The organism is Allobosea sp. OK403 (genome assembly GCF_900113835.1).
Lineage (GTDB): Bacteria > Pseudomonadota > Alphaproteobacteria > Rhizobiales > Beijerinckiaceae > Allobosea.
This window is the reverse complement of record NZ_FOQV01000002.1, coordinates 663,086-678,646: the sequence shown is the minus strand read 5'-3', so window position 1 is coordinate 678,646 and position 15,561 is coordinate 663,086. Positions and strand designations below refer to the sequence as shown.

The window sequence follows — 15,561 nt, the reverse complement described above, 5'->3', positions numbered from 1 at the left end:
GATCGACGCGAAAAACCGGTTCCCACTTTTTCGCATCCTGCTCTAGCGACCCGTTCTGGAGATTCTATTTCATCAGATCAGGCCGGCCCCGGAAGGGGCCGGTTTTCATTGGCGCACCCCGGTGGAGACGGGCCGTCCCGACCTGCCAGTGAACCTGCGCAGACTGAGTGTGGGAGGGCCGGAACTTCTTTTCGTATTAGGTGTTGAAGGGGGCGTGCGGAAGCGAGGGAGGCTGTCTTGGGTATCGTCTGGACCATCATCGTCGGTTTCATCGCCGGCATCGTCGCAAAATTCATCATGCCGGGCCCGAACGAGCCTTCGGGCTTCGTGCTGACGACGATCCTCGGCATCATCGGGGCTTTCGTCGCGACTTATCTCGGCCAGTCGCTCGGCTGGTACGCGCCGGGCCAGGGGGCGGGGCTGATCGGCGCCATTGTCGGTGCGATCGTCGTGCTTCTGGTCTGGGGCATGATCAGCGGCCGCAACCGCGCCGTCTGATTGGAGCGATTTCATCCCGAAACAGGAGTCAATGCCGTGAGTGATGACAACAGCAGCGGCGGCTTTCCGTCGATGACCGCCCTTCTCGGACTTCTTGCCGTCGCCGGCTACCAGAACCGCGACAAGATCGCCGAGTGGCTCGGCGGGCGAGGCCAGCCTGATGCCGGGCAGGTAGCCGGGCAAGTCCCTGCGCCGCAGCAGGGACAGGCCGGCGCCGCTCCTCAGGGGAATGGTGGCCTTTTCGGCAGTCTCGGCGGCCTGCTGGGTGCCGGTGGGGCGGGGGCCGTGCTCAATAGCGGGCTTGGTGAACTGGTCGACCGCTTCAAACAGGCGGGGCAGGGCGACAAGGCCGATTCCTGGGTGCAGCCGGGCCCCAACAAGGCGGTCGCGCCGGGTGATCTGGAGCAGGCTCTCGGGCCCGAAGCTCTCGACGCGATCGCGCGTCAGACCGGGCTGTCGCGCACGGAGCTGCTGGAACGGCTCGCGCGCGTGCTCCCGGAGGCGGTCGATCGCTACACCCCCGACGGCAGCCTCAGTCGCTCCCCGGCTTAAAGCGCGATCGATCGAAGCGGGGCGCCGCTTGGCGGGCAGAGCTTCCCTGCCCACGGCTCGGGCGCGGCTTTTATCCGTTCGGCTGGCTCTGGCCGAACGGAGGCAGCTCGGCTGTGGCCTCACCGATAGAGGCAGCGCAGGGGTCAGAGCGCGCGCGCCATTTCGCGCAGCTTGAACTTCTGGATCTTGCCTGTCGAGGTCTTGGGCACCTCGATGAAGATCACGCTGCGTGGGCATTTGAACGAGGCGAGCAGGCCCTTGCACCAGGCGATGATCTCGGCCTCGGTCACGCTCTGTCCCGGCTTGAGCTCGACGAAGGCGCAAGGGGTCTCGCCCCATTTCTTGTCGGGTCTGGCGACCACGGCCGCCGTCTGCACGGCCGGGTGCTTGTAGAGCGCGTCCTCGACCTCGATCGAGGAGATGTTCTCGCCGCCCGAGATGATGATGTCCTTGGAGCGGTCCTTGAGCTGGATATAGCCGTCGGCATAGCGCACGCCGAGATCGCCCGTGTGGAACCAGCCACCTTCGAAGGCCGCCTTGGTCGCCTTCGGATTCTTGAGATAGCCCTTCATCACGACATTGCCGCGCATCATGACCTCGCCCAGCGTCGTGCCGTCATGGGGCATGGGCTCCATCGTCTCGGGATCGCGCACATCGAGGCCTTCCAGCGCCGGGTAACGGACGCCCTGACGCGCCTTCAGCGTCGCCTGATCGGAGGCCGGCAATGCGTCCCAGTCCCGGTTCCATTCGTTGACGACCGCCGGGCCGTAGCACTCGGTCAAGCCGTAGAGATGGGTGACCTCGAAACCGGCCTGCTTCATCGCGCCGAGCACGGCTTCCGGAGGCGGGGCCGCGGCGGTGAAGAAGGCGACCTTTTGCGAGAAGTTGCGCTGCTCCTCCGGCCGGGCATTGAGCAGCGTCGACATTACGATCGGCGCGCCGCAGAGATGCGTGACGTGGTGGTCGGCGAGCGCATCATACATCGCCTTGGCGCGGACCTGGCGCAGGCAGACATGGGTGCCGGCCAGGATCGAGATCGTCCAGGGAAAGCACCAGCCATTGCAGTGGAACATCGGCAGCGTCCAGAGATAGACCGGGTGTCTGCCCATGCCGCCGGTGATGACGTTCGAGGTGGCGAGCAGGCTCGCGCCGCGATGATGGTAGACCACGCCCTTCGGGTCGCCGGTGGTGCCGGAGGTGTAGTTCAGCGCGATCGCATCCCATTCGTCTGATGGCATCGCCCAGGCGAAATCGGCATCGCCGGTTGCGAGGAAATCCTCGTACTCGACCGTCCCGACGCGCTCGCCGGGCCCGTCATAGACAGGGTCGTCATAATCGATGACCAGCGGCTTCACCGTGCACAGCGCCAGCGCCTCTTTGATCGTCCTGGAGAATTCGCGGTCGGCGATCACGACCTTGGCCTCGCCATGGTCGAGCGAGAAGGCGATGATCGCGGCATCGAGCCTGGTGTTCAGCGTGTTCAGCACGGCCCCACACATCGGCACACCGTAATGGCATTCGAGCATGGCGGGGGTGTTGGGCAGCATCGCCGCGACGGTGTCGTTCTTGCCAATGCCGTGCTTCTGCAGCGCCGAGGCCAGGCGGCGCGAGCGGGCGTAGAACTCGGCGTAGCTCCGGCGCAGCGGGCCGTGGATGATGGCGACCTGTTCGGGGAAGACGCTCGCGGCGCGCTCCAGGAAGGGCAAAGGCGTCAGCGGCTGGAAATTCGCCGGGTTGCGGTCGAGATCGGTGTCATAGGCGCTGGTTGTCACGGGCGTTTCCCCCTGGGCTCTTCCGGCTTTAGCTGCTGCAGGCCCCGGCGGTAATCCATCCCTTTTTCCGAGAGGGCGCAATCGGCGCGGGCTTCAGCCCAGCAGATGCAGCCCGCGCACGCCGTCGAAGACGAGCTTGCCCCCGACCGCCAGCAGCAGCCAGTAGATGATCGTGTAGAAGCGCTCGGCCGGAACGCGGCGCACCAGCCAGACGCCGGCGATGGTCGAGACGATCGCGACCGGGAACAGTGCTGCCGAGGCGGTGAGGTTCGCCGGGGTGAACTGGCCGAGCGCGAGATAGGGGCCGAGCTTGATCAGGTTGAGCATGGCGAAGAAGATCGCGCCCGTGCCGACGAAGACGGCAGGGGCCAGGCGCTGCGGCATGACGTAGATCTGGAAGGGTGGGCCGCCGGCATGGGCGATCATGCTGGCGAAGCCGCAGAGTGCGCCCCAGAATGAGCCGGCGCCATAGCGAGCCCGCGTCACCGGCGCTGCCGCTTTGCCGTCGCTCAGCATGCGGCGCAGCGCGAAACCCATCGAGATCAGCCCGATTGCGAGCCCCACGGCTGCGTCCGAAACCTTCGCCGCCAGCAGATAGCCGGCGAGGATGCCCAGCAGCGCGCCGGGCAGCAACGTCGCGAGATTGCTCCGGTCGAATTCACGGCGATAGGACCAGACCGTCACCACATCCTGCGAGATCAGCAGAGGCAGCATGATCGCCGCCGCCTGGACCGGCGAGACGACGAGGGCCATCAAAGGCAGGGACAGGAGGCCGAGCCCCGAGAAGCCACCTTTCGACAGGCCCATCAGGATGACGGCGGGCACCATGGCGGCGAAGAAGGCGGGGTCGAGAATCATGGAGCCGGGATGCTTGCGTCACAGCGACGCAAGGAGGGCTGAAAGGCCCCCATGCTGGGCGAAAGTCTCACGGCCCTACGCTTGCGCCGGAAGGGGCGAATGCTCACGATCCCGCGCAAAATGAGCCTCCGCCGCTGCCGTTTGATCTAGCGGTGTAGGCCAGAACAGGGCGAAGAGGATACGCGTTCCATGAATGCCCCGCATGCAAGCCGTTACGCCGAGACCTATGTGCGCTGGCAGGTCGATCCGGAAGGATTCTGGGCGCAGGCCGCCCAGGCCGTCGACTGGATCAAGCCGCCCAAGGCGATTTTTGACCCGACGCAGGGAGCCTATGGCCGCTGGTTCCCCGATGCGAGCTGCAACACCTGCTTCAACGCGCTCGACCGCCATGTCCGCGATGGCCGGGGCGAGCAGGCGGCGCTGATCTACGACAGCCCGGTCACCGGCACGAAGGCGACCTACAGCTACGCGCAGATGCTCGACGAGGTCGCGACGCTAGCCGCCGTTCTGCAGGATCTCGGAATCGGCAAGGGTGACCGCGTCATCCTCTATATGCCGATGATCCCGGAGGCGGCCTTCGCCATGCTCGCCTGTGCGCGGATCGGGGCGGTGCATTCGGTCGTGTTCGGCGGCTTCGCGGCCAAGGAATTGGCGACGCGCATCGATGACGCCACGCCCAGGCTCATCCTGACCGCAACCTGCGGCATCGAGCCGAGCCGCGTCGTCGAATACAAGCCGCTGCTCGATGCGGCGATCGATCTGGCGCAGCACAAGCCGGAGAGCTGCCTCGTGCTGCAGCGGCCGCAGGCCGACGCCTCGATGCATGTCACCCGCGACAGGAACTGGCGCACGCTGACAGCCGCCGCCAAGGCCGCGGGCCGCAAGGCGGATTGCGTCGAGGTTGCCGCGACCGACCCGCTCTATGTGCTCTACACCTCCGGCACGACCGGCCGTCCCAAGGGCGTGGTGCGCGACAATGGTGGCCATATGGTCGCGTTGAAATGGACGATGGACAATCTCTACGACGTGAAGCCCGGCGAGGTGATGTTCACCGCCTCCGATGTCGGCTGGGTCGTCGGCCATAGCTATATCGTCTACGGGCCGCTGCTGCAGGGCGCGACGACTGTTCTCTATGAGGGCAAGCCGGTGGGCACGCCCGATCCGGGTGCGTTCTGGCGGGTCATCGCCGAGCACAAGGCGGTCGCGCTCTTCACCGCGCCGACGGCCTTCCGGGCGATCCGCAAGGAGGATCCGCAGGCGAAATATCTTGCCGGCCACGATCTGTCGCATTTCCGGGCGTTGTTCCTGGCCGGCGAGCGGGCCGATCCCGACACGCTGAAATGGGCCGAGGAGATTCTGAAGGTTCCGGTCATCGACCATTGGTGGCAGACCGAGACCGGCTTCTGCATCGTTGGCAATCCGATCGGGCTCGAACTGCTGCCGGTCAAGCCCGGCTCGCCGACAGTGCCGCTGCCGGGTTACGACGTGCAATGCCTTGACGAAGGCGGCCGGCTCGTACCCGCCGGGACGATGGGTACGATCGTGGTCAAGCTGCCGCTGCCTCCCGGCGCTCTGCCGACGCTCTGGCAGGATGACGAGCGCTTCCGGGAAGGCTATCTCGCGGCCTTTCCCGGCTACTACAACACGTCCGATGCCGGTTTCATCGATGCCGACGGCTATGTCTTCATCATGGGGCGCACAGACGACATCATCAATGTCGCCGGCCACCGGCTCTCGACCGGCGGCATGGAAGAGGTGCTGGCCTCGCATCCGGCGGTGGCGGAATGCGCCGTCGTCGGCATCAAGGACGCGCTCAAGGGCGAGCAGCCCTGCGGCTTCGTCGTGCTGAAATCCGGGGTGACCCAGAGCCCGGCCGAGATCGAGCGGGAGCTGGTGGCGTTGGTGCGCGACAGGATCGGCCCGGTGGCGGCTTTCAAGCTGGCCTTGACGGTGAACCGGTTGCCGAAGACGCGCTCGGGCAAGATCCTGCGCGCCACGATGAAGAAGATCGCCGATGGCGAGGATTATGCGATGCCCGCGACGATTGAGGATGCGGCCGTGCTGGGCGAGATCGGCGTCGCCTTGAAGGGCAGGGGGCTGGGGTAAGGGCGCGTCGTTCCGGGGCTTCGCGCAGCGAAGAACCCGGAACGACAATCAAAACCCGATCGTCGCCCCGTTCCAGCTCAGCTGGCGCGCAGGCCACTCCAGCCGCATCAGATCCTCGCCGATGATCAGCGGGCCGGAATAGCCTGCTTGCCTGACCTCGCGGGCGAGCGCAGCGGTGTCGGCGGCGGGTGGCACGAGATGGGTCAGCGCCAGCGCTTTTGCGCCCGCGCGCAGCGCCAGCCCCGCCACCACTTCCGGCGTCATGTGGTAGCTCTGGACCGAGGCGACGGTCTCGGCGGAACGCACGCCCGCGACGACCGGCATCTGGTTTGAGATGAAGACCTCGCAGACGAGCAGGTCGCAACCCTGCGCCGCCTGCTCCAGTGAGAGGGTCAGGCGCGTATCGCCGGAGAAGACGATGCGGCTGTCGCCATGGGAAAAGCAAAGCCCGAAGGCCGGCTCGACCGGCTTGTGATCGACGAGGAAGGCCTCGATCGCGAGATTGCCGAGGCCGGAAACGATCCCCGCGCGCAACTCCTCGAAGAAGACCTCCAGCCCGGTGGCGTCGGGGCGTTTCTCGAAGGCGATGCGCAGGGCGCGTTCGCGGGCGAAGGCCTCGTATTGCGCACGCATATTGGCGAGCGCCGGAGCCGGAGCCATGACGCGCCAGGGCCGGTTGCGGCCCTGATGCCAGGAGGAGACGATGAGCTGGTAGAAATCGACGAGATGGTCGGAGTGCTCATGGGTGACGATGAGCAGGTCGATATCGGCGCCCTGGTGGCCGGCGGCCACGAGGCGCTGGCTGACGCCTGAGCCACAATCGACCAGGACTTTGCGCCCCGCCGCCTCGACCAGATGCGAGGGGCCGGCGCGGCGCAGGCTGACCGGTGGCGCGCCGGTGCCGAGGAAGGTGAAGGCTAGTCTGTCATCCGTCATGACGCGAGGCTGTCAGGCGGCGCGCCTCTTCGCAAGTCGGGCGACGCGGAGGCGTTCCGTTTCGGTCTGCATTTTATACAACTTTACGTTGAATTTACGGGCGGCTGGCAAGGTCCCCGACGCTGGATTGCGTCGTGGGGCTCTTCGTAATGGTCGCCAGGCATATCGTCGGACCGCTCTTGCCTGTGCTCGTCGCCTTTCTGGCGCCGCTTGCCCTGTTCCTGGCCCCGCGCGACCGGGCCACGGTCATCGTCCTGGCGGCGAGCGCGAGCGATGCGGCACAAGCCGTGACGCTGGCCGATGGCGCGATCCTGTCGCGTTTCGGCGCCTTCGGTCTGATCGCACGCTCCGAGCTGCCGGGTTTCAGCGCCCGCCTCTACAGCGCGGGCGCCATGCTCGTTCTCGATGGTGGCGGCCGTGGCGGCTGCCTCGCGCAATCGGCGCGCTCATGACCCCCTTGCACGAAGGACGACACCGGTGAGCCGCAGTCTCGATGCCATTCGCCGAGCCTTCACGACACCCTTGATGCTGGGGCAATGGGCGCTGGTCCCGCTGACGACACTGGCGGCCTGGTTCGCCGGGCACCCCGCATGGCTCATGATCGCGGCGGTCTCCGCCCTGCTCGCCGGTGCCGGGGCCGTGGCCTGGTTCCAGGACCGGACTGGCCTCTCGACCCGCATCACCTCCACGGTTTCGCTTTGCGGCCAGGTCGCGCTGCTGGTCTTTTCCTGCGAGGGCACGCGCTACCAGATCGATATGCATATGGCCTTCTTCGCGGCGCTCGCCGTTACCACCGCCTGGTGCTGCTGGCGCGTCATTCTGACCGCGACAATGGTGGTGGCGCTGCACCATCTCGTCCTCAATATGGTCTATCCGCTGGCCGTCTTCCCCGACGGTGCCGAGTTCGCGCGGGTGGTCGTGCATGCGGTGATCCTGCTCACCGAGGCCGGGGCTCTGGTCTGGCTGGCGCTGCGTCTGGAATCAGCGCTGAGGATTGCGGATTCGGCCAGCGACGAGGCTGTTACCAATCAGATGCGGGAAAGCCAGGTCCGCCGCGAAGCCGCTCTCGCCGACGAGCAACGCGCCCTGGTGGAAGAGCAGTTGCTGGTTGCGGTCGGCGCGGTCGTCGAGGCGGCCAAGCGCGGCGATTTCTCGGTCCGCACCGCGCAGAATTCCGAATTGGGGCGGCTGAGCTCGCTGGTTCAGGGCGTCGATGAACTGACCGGCGCCTGCGAGAGCTTTCTCGACGAGACGGACCGCGCGCTTGCGGCGCTTGCGACCGGGGACCTGACGGCACGCATGGCGGAGCATTTCGAGGGCCGGCTCGCCGCCGTCGCCGACAATTTCAACCGCTCGACCGAGGCGCTCGGGACCGCGCTGACGGGGGTGACGCGCAGCGCCTCAGCCACGCATCGGGCGGCCGACGCGATTCTGGCGGCAACGCGTGATCTCTCCGGGCGCGGCGAAAGCCAGGCGACCTCATTGGAGGAAACCTCGGCAGTGGTCGAGCAGATCGCCTCGACGATCCGTTTGACGGACGAGATGGTGGCCGCCGCGCGGCAAAAGGCGCGCAAGGCCGCCGACAATGCAGGTGCTGGCGTCACGGTGGCCGGCCGCGCCATCGAGGCGATCGACCGGATCGACAAGCAGGCGAAGCGGATCGTCGATATCGTTGGCGTCATGGACGGCCTCGCCTTCCAGACCAATCTCCTGGCGCTGAACGCTTCCGTCGAGGCGGCGCGCGCCGGTGAGGGCGGGCGGGGCTTCGCGGTCGTTGCGACCGAGGTCCGGCGTCTCGCGCAGCAATCGGCGGATGCCGCGCGCGACGTCCGCGCGCTGATCAGCGAGACCAAGGCGCATGTTGATGAAGGCGTGAAGCTTGTGCGCGAGGCCGGGGCCAATCTGGACGTGGTCTCCAGCGATGCCGGTTCCGTCGCGCAGGTCTTCGAAGAGATCAGCCAGGCGACGCGCGAGCAGGCGCAGGGCGTCGACGAGATCGAGCGCGCGATAGGGCGGATGGATGCCCTGACGCAGGACAACGCCCAGGCGGCGAGCCAGACCGCCACGACCGCCGGCGACATGGTCGAGACCGCGCAGGCACTGGCGCGCTTGACCGCCCGCTTCAAAATGGAAAGCGGGCCAATCCCCGTTGCAAGGGAAATGGCCCGCCAGGTCGCTTGAACTCAGGACACGCCTGAAGCTAGGAAATACTCGATTCCAGGAGCTGGTCGCCGGTTTTCACCGGCGCGGAAGTCTCCTGAACCCGCCGCCGCCTGGTGCGGGGCAGGAGAGGTCTCAGTCTTCCTCGTCGTCCTCGGCCGGGCGCTTGAGCTGCTTCAGCTTGGAGAAGACCGAATCGACGTCGATGGCCTCTTCTTCCTGGCGCTTCGGCTTGCCCATATCGGCGAAGGTCTGGTTGAGCGCGGGCGCCGGCGCGGTCGTCTCCTCGGCGGGGAGCAGGGTCGAGCCGATCTCGGCGATCGCGGCGGGACGGTCCTTGGCGGCGCGGCCGACCTCGAAATCGAGATCGATCTGCGAGCACAGGCCGAGGCTGACCGGATCGATCGGCGACAGTGTCTGGGCGTTCCAGTGGGTACGGTCACGGATCTGGGCGATGGTCGACTTGGTCGTGCCGATCAGGCGGATGATCTGCGCGTCCTTGAGCTCGGGATGGTTGCGCAGCAGCCAGAGGATCGCGTTGGGGCGGTCCTGGCGCTTGGAGACCGGAGTGTAGCGCGGCCCCTTGGACTTCTTCATCTCCGGCACCTTCACCCTGCGCTCGGCGAGCTTGAGGTGGTGGCTCGGGTTCTTGGCGGCGCGCTCGAGCTCCTCGCGGGTGAGCTGGCCCGAGGTGATCGGGTCGAGCCCCTTGATGCCGGCGGCGACTTCGCCATCGGCGATGCCGCGCACTTCGAGCGGGTGGAGTTTGCAGAACTCGGCGATCTGCTCGAAGGTCAGGGAGGTGTTCTCGACGAGCCAGACCGCGGTGGCCTTCGGCATCAGCGGGGGTTGTGACACGGGACGTCTCCTGAATCTCGAAAGCCGGTCTCAGACCGGGTCAGCGTCGCGGACAATAGCTCTCATGCGCAGACCGGCCTCCTCGGCCGGCCATCCAAATCATCGACGATGAACAGGATGGCGCGGCTTATAGGCAAAGCCGGGGCGGGTGTCCATGAAAAGCGTGAGCCGACCCGTCATTGCTTTGTCGTGTCGGCAATGACGGTGGGCCTCACACCGTCAGTACGATCTTGCCGATATGGGCATTGCTTTCCATCAGCGCGTGGCCGGCGGCAGCTTCTGCGAGCGGGAAGGTCGCATGGATCACCGGCTTGCAGCGTCCGGCCTCGATCAGCGGCCAGACCTTGGCCTCGAGCTCGGCTGCGATCCCGGCCTTTTCTGCGATGGTGCGCGGTCGCAGCGTCGAGCCGGTATGGGTCAGGCGCTTCATCATCAGCCTGCGGTAGTCGACCTCCGCCTTCGGGCCGTTGAGGAAGGCGATCTGGACGATGCGGCCACTCTCTGCGGCTGCGTCGTAATTGCGGTTGATATAGTCGCCGCCGACCATATCGAGGATGAGATCGACGCCGCGCCCGCCGGTTGCCTCCTTGGCGGCGGCGACGAAATCCTGCTCGCGGTAATTGATCGCATGGTCGGCACCGAGCTCGCGGCAGGCCTGGCATTTCTCCGCGGAGCCCGCGGTCGCCAGCACCGTTGCGCCAAAGGCCTTGGCGAGCTGGATCGCGGTGGTGCCGATGCCCGATGTGCCGCCATGAACCATGAAGCTCTCGCCGGCCTGCAGGCGGCCGCGCTGGAAGACATTGGTCCAGACGGTGAAATAGGTCTCAGGGATGGCGGCCGCCTCGATGAGCGAGAGCCCGGCCGGCACGGGCAGCGCATTGCTCTCATGGACCACAGCATACTCGGCATAGCCGCCGCCAGCGACGAGCCCGCAGATCGTGTCGCCGAGCTTGAAGCGGCTGGCGCCCTCGCCGAGCGCGACGACCGTACCGGCGATCTCAAGACCGGGAATATCCGAGGCGCCGGGTGGTGGCGCGTATCCGCCCATCCGCTGGAGCACGTCGGGACGGTTGATGCCGGTGGCTGCGACCGCGACCAGTACCTCACCGCGCCCCGGCTGCGGCAGGGGCCGCTTCTGCGGCTTGAGCACCTCGGGGCCTCCCGGAGCTTCGAAGCCGATTGCGGTCATTGTCTGGGGCAAGGCGGTCATCGGGTTCGGGTCCTGTACGAAAGGGTGGAGGTGACGGGCTGTGCGGGACGTGCCGGCCCGTGCCCCGGGTGAAAGTGGAGTTGCGGGCGCGATGTCACTGTAGTGCTTTGATCTTGCATCGGCTTGTCCCGAAAACCGGTTCCCACTTTTCGTAGCCGATGCTCTACTCTGCGCCGCCGTCGAGTTGTCGAATGTGAGGCCGCCATGTCGATCTTTCCAGAGGATGACCGTCCGAAGCCGAAATCCGTGCATGAAATCGGGCAGGATCTTTCGATGCTGTCGCTGGCCGAGATCGACCTGCGCGTCGAGGTACTGAAGGCCGAGATCGAGCGGCTGGCCGAAGCCCGGGCCAAGAAGGATGCTTCGCGCTCGGCGGCCGACGCCTTTTTCCGGAAACCGGGCTGAGCCAGCCTTCTGCCCCTGCGTCATTAAGGGTCTCTTAACGATTCCAAAGTATGAATCGCATTGTCCAGTTTGTCTGGATGTCGAGTGGCTCCTGCCCACTCTGTTTGACGCCTCCCTGTTGACCTTCGAGCCGCCCCAGGGCGGCTCTTTTTTCAGCTGCATTATCCCGTTAAGGTTAACCCAATGTTACCGCAGCCCTGATCGCGCTTCGGCGTTATCCTTGCGGTGTTGTCGGCCTGAAGCGTTGCCGCGTCCCTGACGCGAACGCTGTTGTGCCGAAGGGGAACACCGCGATGAACGATGTGCTGATGCTGGAGCCGCAGGTTGACGATGGCGCGATCTCCTTTGCGCGCGGTTTCGTCAAATCAGACGCCTTCATGCTGCTGTTTCGCGAGGGCATGGGGCTGGTCGAGCAGACGGCGTCCTATCTCGACGGCGACGGGCGTGCCGAGTCGGCGGCCCTGCCGCGCGAGGTCGCGCTCACCTACGCCACCGAGAGCATGCGCCTGACGACACGATTGATGCAGATCGCCTCCTGGCTCCTGGTCCAGCGCGCCGTCGCCGAAGGCGAGATGACAGCCGAGCAGGCCCGCGCCGAGAACAACAAGGTCAGGATGTCGGACGCTGCGGGGCAGCCGGCCCATGACGAGGTGGCGCGCTTGCCGCAGACGCTGCGCGATCTGATGGCGCATTCCGTCCGCCTGCAGGAGCGCATCCGCCATCTCGAAGGCCAGATGTCGGGCGCCGGCCTTGCCCGCGAGCAGGCCAACCCGGTGCAGGACCAGCTCGCCAACCTGCAGGCGCGGCTCGGGCTTGGCCGCTAAGTCACATTCGCAGGCGCGACCAATCGCCGCCGAAACGCAAAAAGGCCCGGCCAAATTGGCCGGGCCTTTTTGATTTAGATCAGGGGCGACCGTGGCCGATCGCCGCTAAATCACTTCTTGCCGAGAGCGCCAAACGCGCCAAAGCGGGAATTGAAGCGCGAAACGCGGCCGCCGCGGTCGAGCATGTGCTGCGTGCCGCCGGTCCAGGCCGGGTGGGTCGTGGGATCGATGTCGAGATTGAGGGTGTCCCCCTCCTTGCCGAGCGTCGAACGGGTGAAGTATTCCGTGCCATTGGTCATGACGACCTTGATGGTGTGGTAGTCGGGATGGATGCCGGTCTTCATGGCGAAATCCTCAATCGATAAAAACGGGCCTGCCTCGATCAGCGGGCATGGATAGTCGGCCCGTCGAATAATTTCGTATGAGCCTGTCTGTGAAGTCGCCAGCGCCATAGCGCAGGCGGGCCGGCAGTGCAAGCATGACAGGACAAAGACGCGTGGCCGAAGCCAATAAAGACGATACCAAACCGAGCCTCGATTTCCGTTCGCTCTCCTCGTTCTGGCCTTATGCGCTAGCCCAGAAGGGCCGGATCGGGCTCGCTTTGCTGGCGCTGGTCGTGGCTTCAGCCGCGACGTTGGTTCTGCCGCTGGCCGTGCGCCGCGTCATCGATGTCGGCTTTTCCGGCGGCGAGCAGCGAATGGCGAACAGCTATTTCCTCGTCCTCGTCGGCATCGTCGCGATCCTGGCGCTGGCGAGCTCGGCGCGCTTCTACCTCGTCATGACGGTGGGCGAACGCATCGTCGCCAATCTGCGCTCCGACGTCTTCGCGCATCTGACCAAGCTCGAGCCGGCCTTCTTCGATTCGAGCCGGGCGGGCGACCTCGTCTCGCGGCTCACCGCGGATACCACGCAGATCAAATCGACCTTCGGCTCCACCGCCTCGATCGCGCTGCGCAACGGCATCATGGTCATCGGCGCGCTCGGGCTGATGATCTTCACCAGCCCGCAGCTCTCGGCCATCGTCATTGCCGCGATCCCGGTCATCGTCTTGCCGCTGGTGTTGTCGGGCCGCTCGGTGCGCCGCCGCGCGCGCGCGGCGCAGGACCGGCTCGCCGACGCCTCGGCCTTCGCCTCGGAAGCGGTCGGCGCGATCCGCACCATGCAATCCTTCGGAGCGTCGCAGCAGACGGCAGCGCGTTTCGCAGCCGCCTCGGACGATGCCTTTGACGCCTCGCGCTCGGCCACGGCCTCGCGCGCGCTGCTCTCGGGCGTCGCGATCTTCCTGGTCAGCGCCAGCGTGGTCTGGGTCTTGTGGACCGGTGCGACCGAAGTGTTCGAGGGCCGCATGACCGGCGGGCGGCTGTCGCAGTTCATCCTCTATGCGGTGATGGCGGCAAGCTCGCTCGGCCAGCTCTCGGAGGTCTATGGCGAGATCTCGGCTGCTGCCGGCGCCGCTGGGCGCCTCGGCGAAATCCTGGCGATGCAGCCCGCCATCGCCGCCCCGCCAAATCCGCGGCCGATGCCGCAGCCTGCACGTGGCGAGCTCTCCTTCGAGCAGGTTTCCTTCGCCTATCCCGGCCGCAGCCTGTCCGCGCTGCATGCGCTCAGCTTCAAGGTCCGGCCCGGCGAGCGCGTCGCTCTGGTGGGACCTTCCGGGGCCGGCAAGAGCACGGTGCTGCAATTGGCGCTGCGCTTCTACGACCCCGCCAGCGGCCGCGTCGTCGTCGATGGCGTCACCGGGCCGGAGGCCGATCCCGAGGATTGGCGCCAACGCTTCGCATTGGTGCCGCAGGAGCCGACGGTGTTCGGCGTCTCCGTTGCCGACAACATCGCCTATGGCCGACCGGAGGCCAGTCGCACCGAGGTCGAGCACGCGGCCAGGCTTGCCGCCGCAGACGGCTTCATCCGCAGCCTGCCGCAGGGCTACGACACCATCGTCGGCGAACGCGGCGTCACGCTTTCGGGCGGCCAGCGCCAGCGCCTGGCGATCGCGCGCGCGGTGCTGAAGGACGCGCCGATCCTGCTGCTCGACGAGGCGACGAGCGCGCTCGATTCCGAGAGCGAGCGGGCCGTGCAGGATGCGCTCGACCGGTTGATGCAGGGCCGCACCACGCTGGTCGTGGCGCACCGCCTCGCCACCATCCTCTCGGCCGACCGCATCCTGGTGATGGATGAGGGGCGCGTCGTGGAGGATGGGACGCATGCCGAACTCAAGGCCCGCGGCGGGCTCTATGCGCGGCTGGCGGCGCTGCAGTTCGGGCTGGAGGCGGCTTAGAGCAATTTCCGATCCAATTGGATCGTTCAATTGCTCTAGCTTGTTGTTTTAACGCGCTTTCTTCACGTGAACCGGAGCCGACTTTGCTCGAAAACGCTCTAAAGGCGCTCCCCCCCGTCATTGCGAGCGAAGCGAAGCAATCCAGTGTCGTAGAGCGCTACGCCCTCTGGATTGCTTCCTCGGCTTCGCCTCCTCGCAATGACGGAAAAGGGCCTCAACCCTCCTCGCCATGGCTGCGCGGATAGGCGTTGCGCTCCGGTGGCGTCCAGCCGGCGAGCAGAGCGGGATCGGCGCGGAAGATCTCGACCTTGAGCGGGTAGCAGGCGGCCACGTCGCTTGAATGGCTCGCGCTGCAATCGCCGCCGGGGCAGGCCGAGAGCGCGCCGATGAGGTCGATCTCGGCGAAGAACTCGATGTAGTCGCCCGGGCGGACCGGGCTCGCCTTCATGAAATACTGGTGCGTGTCGCGGGTGAAGCCGGTGCACATGAAGACGTTGAGCACGTCGTGGACGTGTTGCTCGACCTCGCGCGCCGGGACGCCCTTGGCTGCGCCAAGCGCACGGGCGAGGTTCGAATGGCAGCAATGATGATAGTCGCCGCCGCTCAGGAGCCGGTTGGTGTAGGGGTCGCAGCGCGTGCCGATGACGTCGTGGATGCCGCCGCCATCTTCGTCCCAGCCGTACCAGCCGAGCGTATCATACGTGATCGTCGCCATTGGCCGCAACGAGGGCAGGGTGCTCCAGAGCCGGTCACCTGTGCCGAGATGGGTCGCGTGCAGGGCCCGTGTCTTGCCGCTGAAGAAGCGCTCGGAGAGATCGTCGGCGTTCCAGAGATTGAGATCGCCGACCTGCGGGCCCTCGATGCTGGTGATCCGGAAGAAATGGCCCTTGGGCACCTGGAAGGCGCGCCCGTCGCGGGGCGGAACGATGACCTCGTCGAGTTTGGTCAGATTTTGCCGCGCTGCCTGCAGCATCGCCATGTCGACGCCGGGCAAGGTCGTGTTGGGATAGACCACTACGGCGGGCTTGCTGCGCCGCTCGGCGGCATCGGCCGGGGCTGCTGTCGTCGCTGCGTCTTGCATGGTTCCAATCCGTGAAGATGGCATTG

General features: G+C 66.3%; 15 protein-coding genes. 8 read left to right on the top strand and 7 right to left on the bottom strand.

Annotated features, from left to right (window positions below; genetic code table 11):
• Positions 1–237: 237 nt before the first annotated feature.
• Together BMZ97_RS09165 and BMZ97_RS09160 are read left to right on the top strand one after the other, a co-directional pair.
• Positions 238–498 (top strand): GlsB/YeaQ/YmgE family stress response membrane protein, encoded by a 261-nt coding sequence (locus BMZ97_RS09165; protein ID WP_069693006.1) that lies wholly within the window; start codon positions 238–240, stop codon positions 496–498.
• Between the two features lie 72 nt (positions 499–570).
• Positions 571–1,050 carry a YidB family protein gene (locus BMZ97_RS09160; RefSeq protein WP_092167644.1) on the top strand — a complete coding sequence of 160 codons (480 nt, stop codon included), beginning with the start codon at positions 571–573 and terminating at the stop codon, positions 1,048–1,050.
• A 143-nt stretch (positions 1,051–1,193) separates the two neighbouring features.
• On the opposite strand, the gene BMZ97_RS09155 is transcribed toward BMZ97_RS09160, so the two are convergent.
• Both BMZ97_RS09155 and BMZ97_RS09150 read right to left on the bottom strand, forming a co-directional pair.
• A complete protein-coding gene (locus BMZ97_RS09155; RefSeq protein WP_092167643.1) occupies positions 1,194–2,822 on the bottom strand; it encodes an acyl-CoA synthetase in 1,629 nt (542 codons plus the stop codon).
• A 93-nt stretch (positions 2,823–2,915) separates the two neighbouring features.
• Positions 2,916–3,680, bottom strand: a complete 765-nt coding sequence (locus tag BMZ97_RS09150; RefSeq protein WP_092167641.1) for a sulfite exporter TauE/SafE family protein — start codon at positions 3,678–3,680, stop codon at positions 2,916–2,918.
• Between the two features lie 189 nt (positions 3,681–3,869).
• Here BMZ97_RS09150 and BMZ97_RS09145 point away from each other — a divergent pair, with 189 nt between their 5' ends.
• Positions 3,870–5,786, top strand: coding sequence for a propionyl-CoA synthetase (locus tag BMZ97_RS09145; RefSeq protein WP_092167640.1), 1,917 nt, complete (start codon positions 3,870–3,872; stop codon positions 5,784–5,786).
• A gap of 48 nt (positions 5,787–5,834) precedes the next feature.
• On the opposite strand, the gene BMZ97_RS09140 is transcribed toward BMZ97_RS09145, so the two are convergent.
• Entirely contained in the window at positions 5,835–6,722 is an 888-nt protein-coding gene (locus tag BMZ97_RS09140; RefSeq protein WP_092167638.1) for an MBL fold metallo-hydrolase, read from the bottom strand.
• Between the two features lie 134 nt (positions 6,723–6,856).
• On the opposite strand from BMZ97_RS09140, the gene BMZ97_RS09135 reads away from it, so the two are divergent.
• Together BMZ97_RS09135 and BMZ97_RS09130 are read left to right on the top strand one after the other, a co-directional pair.
• A complete protein-coding gene (locus BMZ97_RS09135; RefSeq protein ID WP_139221181.1) occupies positions 6,857–7,174 on the top strand; it encodes a hypothetical protein in 318 nt (105 codons plus the stop codon).
• Between the two features lie 25 nt (positions 7,175–7,199).
• A complete protein-coding gene (locus BMZ97_RS09130; RefSeq protein ID WP_175525487.1) occupies positions 7,200–8,903 on the top strand; it encodes a methyl-accepting chemotaxis protein in 1,704 nt (567 codons plus the stop codon).
• A gap of 114 nt (positions 8,904–9,017) precedes the next feature.
• On the opposite strand, the gene BMZ97_RS09125 is transcribed toward BMZ97_RS09130, so the two are convergent.
• Both BMZ97_RS09125 and BMZ97_RS09120 read right to left on the bottom strand, forming a co-directional pair.
• Positions 9,018–9,740, bottom strand: coding sequence for a DUF1013 domain-containing protein (locus BMZ97_RS09125; RefSeq protein ID WP_092167634.1), 723 nt, complete (start codon positions 9,738–9,740; stop codon positions 9,018–9,020).
• A 211-nt stretch (positions 9,741–9,951) separates the two neighbouring features.
• Positions 9,952–10,950 (bottom strand): NAD(P)H-quinone oxidoreductase, encoded by a 999-nt coding sequence (locus tag BMZ97_RS09120; RefSeq protein ID WP_092167632.1) that lies wholly within the window; start codon positions 10,948–10,950, stop codon positions 9,952–9,954.
• Between the two features lie 204 nt (positions 10,951–11,154).
• On the opposite strand from BMZ97_RS09120, the gene BMZ97_RS09115 reads away from it, so the two are divergent.
• The gene (locus tag BMZ97_RS09115) at positions 11,155–11,355 is read left to right on the top strand and encodes a DUF1192 domain-containing protein (protein WP_092167631.1); all 201 of its coding nucleotides are present in this window, start codon (positions 11,155–11,157) and stop codon (positions 11,353–11,355) included.
• A gap of 308 nt (positions 11,356–11,663) precedes the next feature.
• Entirely contained in the window at positions 11,664–12,179 is a 516-nt protein-coding gene (locus BMZ97_RS09110) for a protease adaptor protein RcdA (RefSeq protein ID WP_092168868.1), read from the top strand.
• Between the two features lie 110 nt (positions 12,180–12,289).
• Here BMZ97_RS09110 and rpmE read toward each other — a convergent pair whose 3' ends face one another.
• A complete protein-coding gene (gene rpmE / locus BMZ97_RS09105; RefSeq protein WP_069692997.1) occupies positions 12,290–12,523 on the bottom strand; it encodes a 50S ribosomal protein L31 in 234 nt (77 codons plus the stop codon).
• A gap of 152 nt (positions 12,524–12,675) precedes the next feature.
• Here rpmE and BMZ97_RS09100 point away from each other — a divergent pair, with 152 nt between their 5' ends.
• Entirely contained in the window at positions 12,676–14,454 is a 1,779-nt protein-coding gene (locus tag BMZ97_RS09100) for an ABC transporter transmembrane domain-containing protein (RefSeq protein ID WP_244546313.1), read from the top strand.
• A 214-nt stretch (positions 14,455–14,668) separates the two neighbouring features.
• Here BMZ97_RS09100 and BMZ97_RS09095 read toward each other — a convergent pair whose 3' ends face one another.
• Positions 14,669–15,535, bottom strand: a complete 867-nt coding sequence (locus BMZ97_RS09095; protein ID WP_092167628.1) for an urea carboxylase-associated family protein — start codon at positions 15,533–15,535, stop codon at positions 14,669–14,671.
• Positions 15,536–15,561: the final 26 nt, after the last annotated feature.

Excerpts from the sequence above, each read along its gene's own strand:
- BMZ97_RS09115 (WP_092167631.1), top strand. The coding sequence starts at position 11,155 with ATGTCGATCTTTCCAGAGGATGACCGTCCGAAGCCGAAATCCGTGCAT.
- BMZ97_RS09150 (WP_092167641.1), bottom strand. The coding sequence starts at position 3,680 with ATGATTCTCGACCCCGCCTTCTTCGCCGCCATGGTGCCCGCCGTCATC.
- BMZ97_RS09120 (WP_092167632.1), bottom strand. The coding sequence starts at position 10,950 with ATGACCGCCTTGCCCCAGACAATGACCGCAATCGGCTTCGAAGCTCCG.
- rpmE (WP_069692997.1), bottom strand. The coding sequence starts at position 12,523 with ATGAAGACCGGCATCCATCCCGACTACCACACCATCAAGGTCGTCATG.
- BMZ97_RS09140 (WP_092167638.1), bottom strand. The coding sequence starts at position 6,722 with ATGACGGATGACAGACTAGCCTTCACCTTCCTCGGCACCGGCGCGCCA.
- BMZ97_RS09110 (WP_092168868.1), top strand. The coding sequence starts at position 11,664 with ATGCTGGAGCCGCAGGTTGACGATGGCGCGATCTCCTTTGCGCGCGGT.
- BMZ97_RS09160 (WP_092167644.1), top strand. The coding sequence starts at position 571 with ATGACCGCCCTTCTCGGACTTCTTGCCGTCGCCGGCTACCAGAACCGC.
- BMZ97_RS09145 (WP_092167640.1), top strand. The coding sequence starts at position 3,870 with ATGAATGCCCCGCATGCAAGCCGTTACGCCGAGACCTATGTGCGCTGG.
- BMZ97_RS09095 (WP_092167628.1), bottom strand. The coding sequence starts at position 15,535 with ATGCAAGACGCAGCGACGACAGCAGCCCCGGCCGATGCCGCCGAGCGG.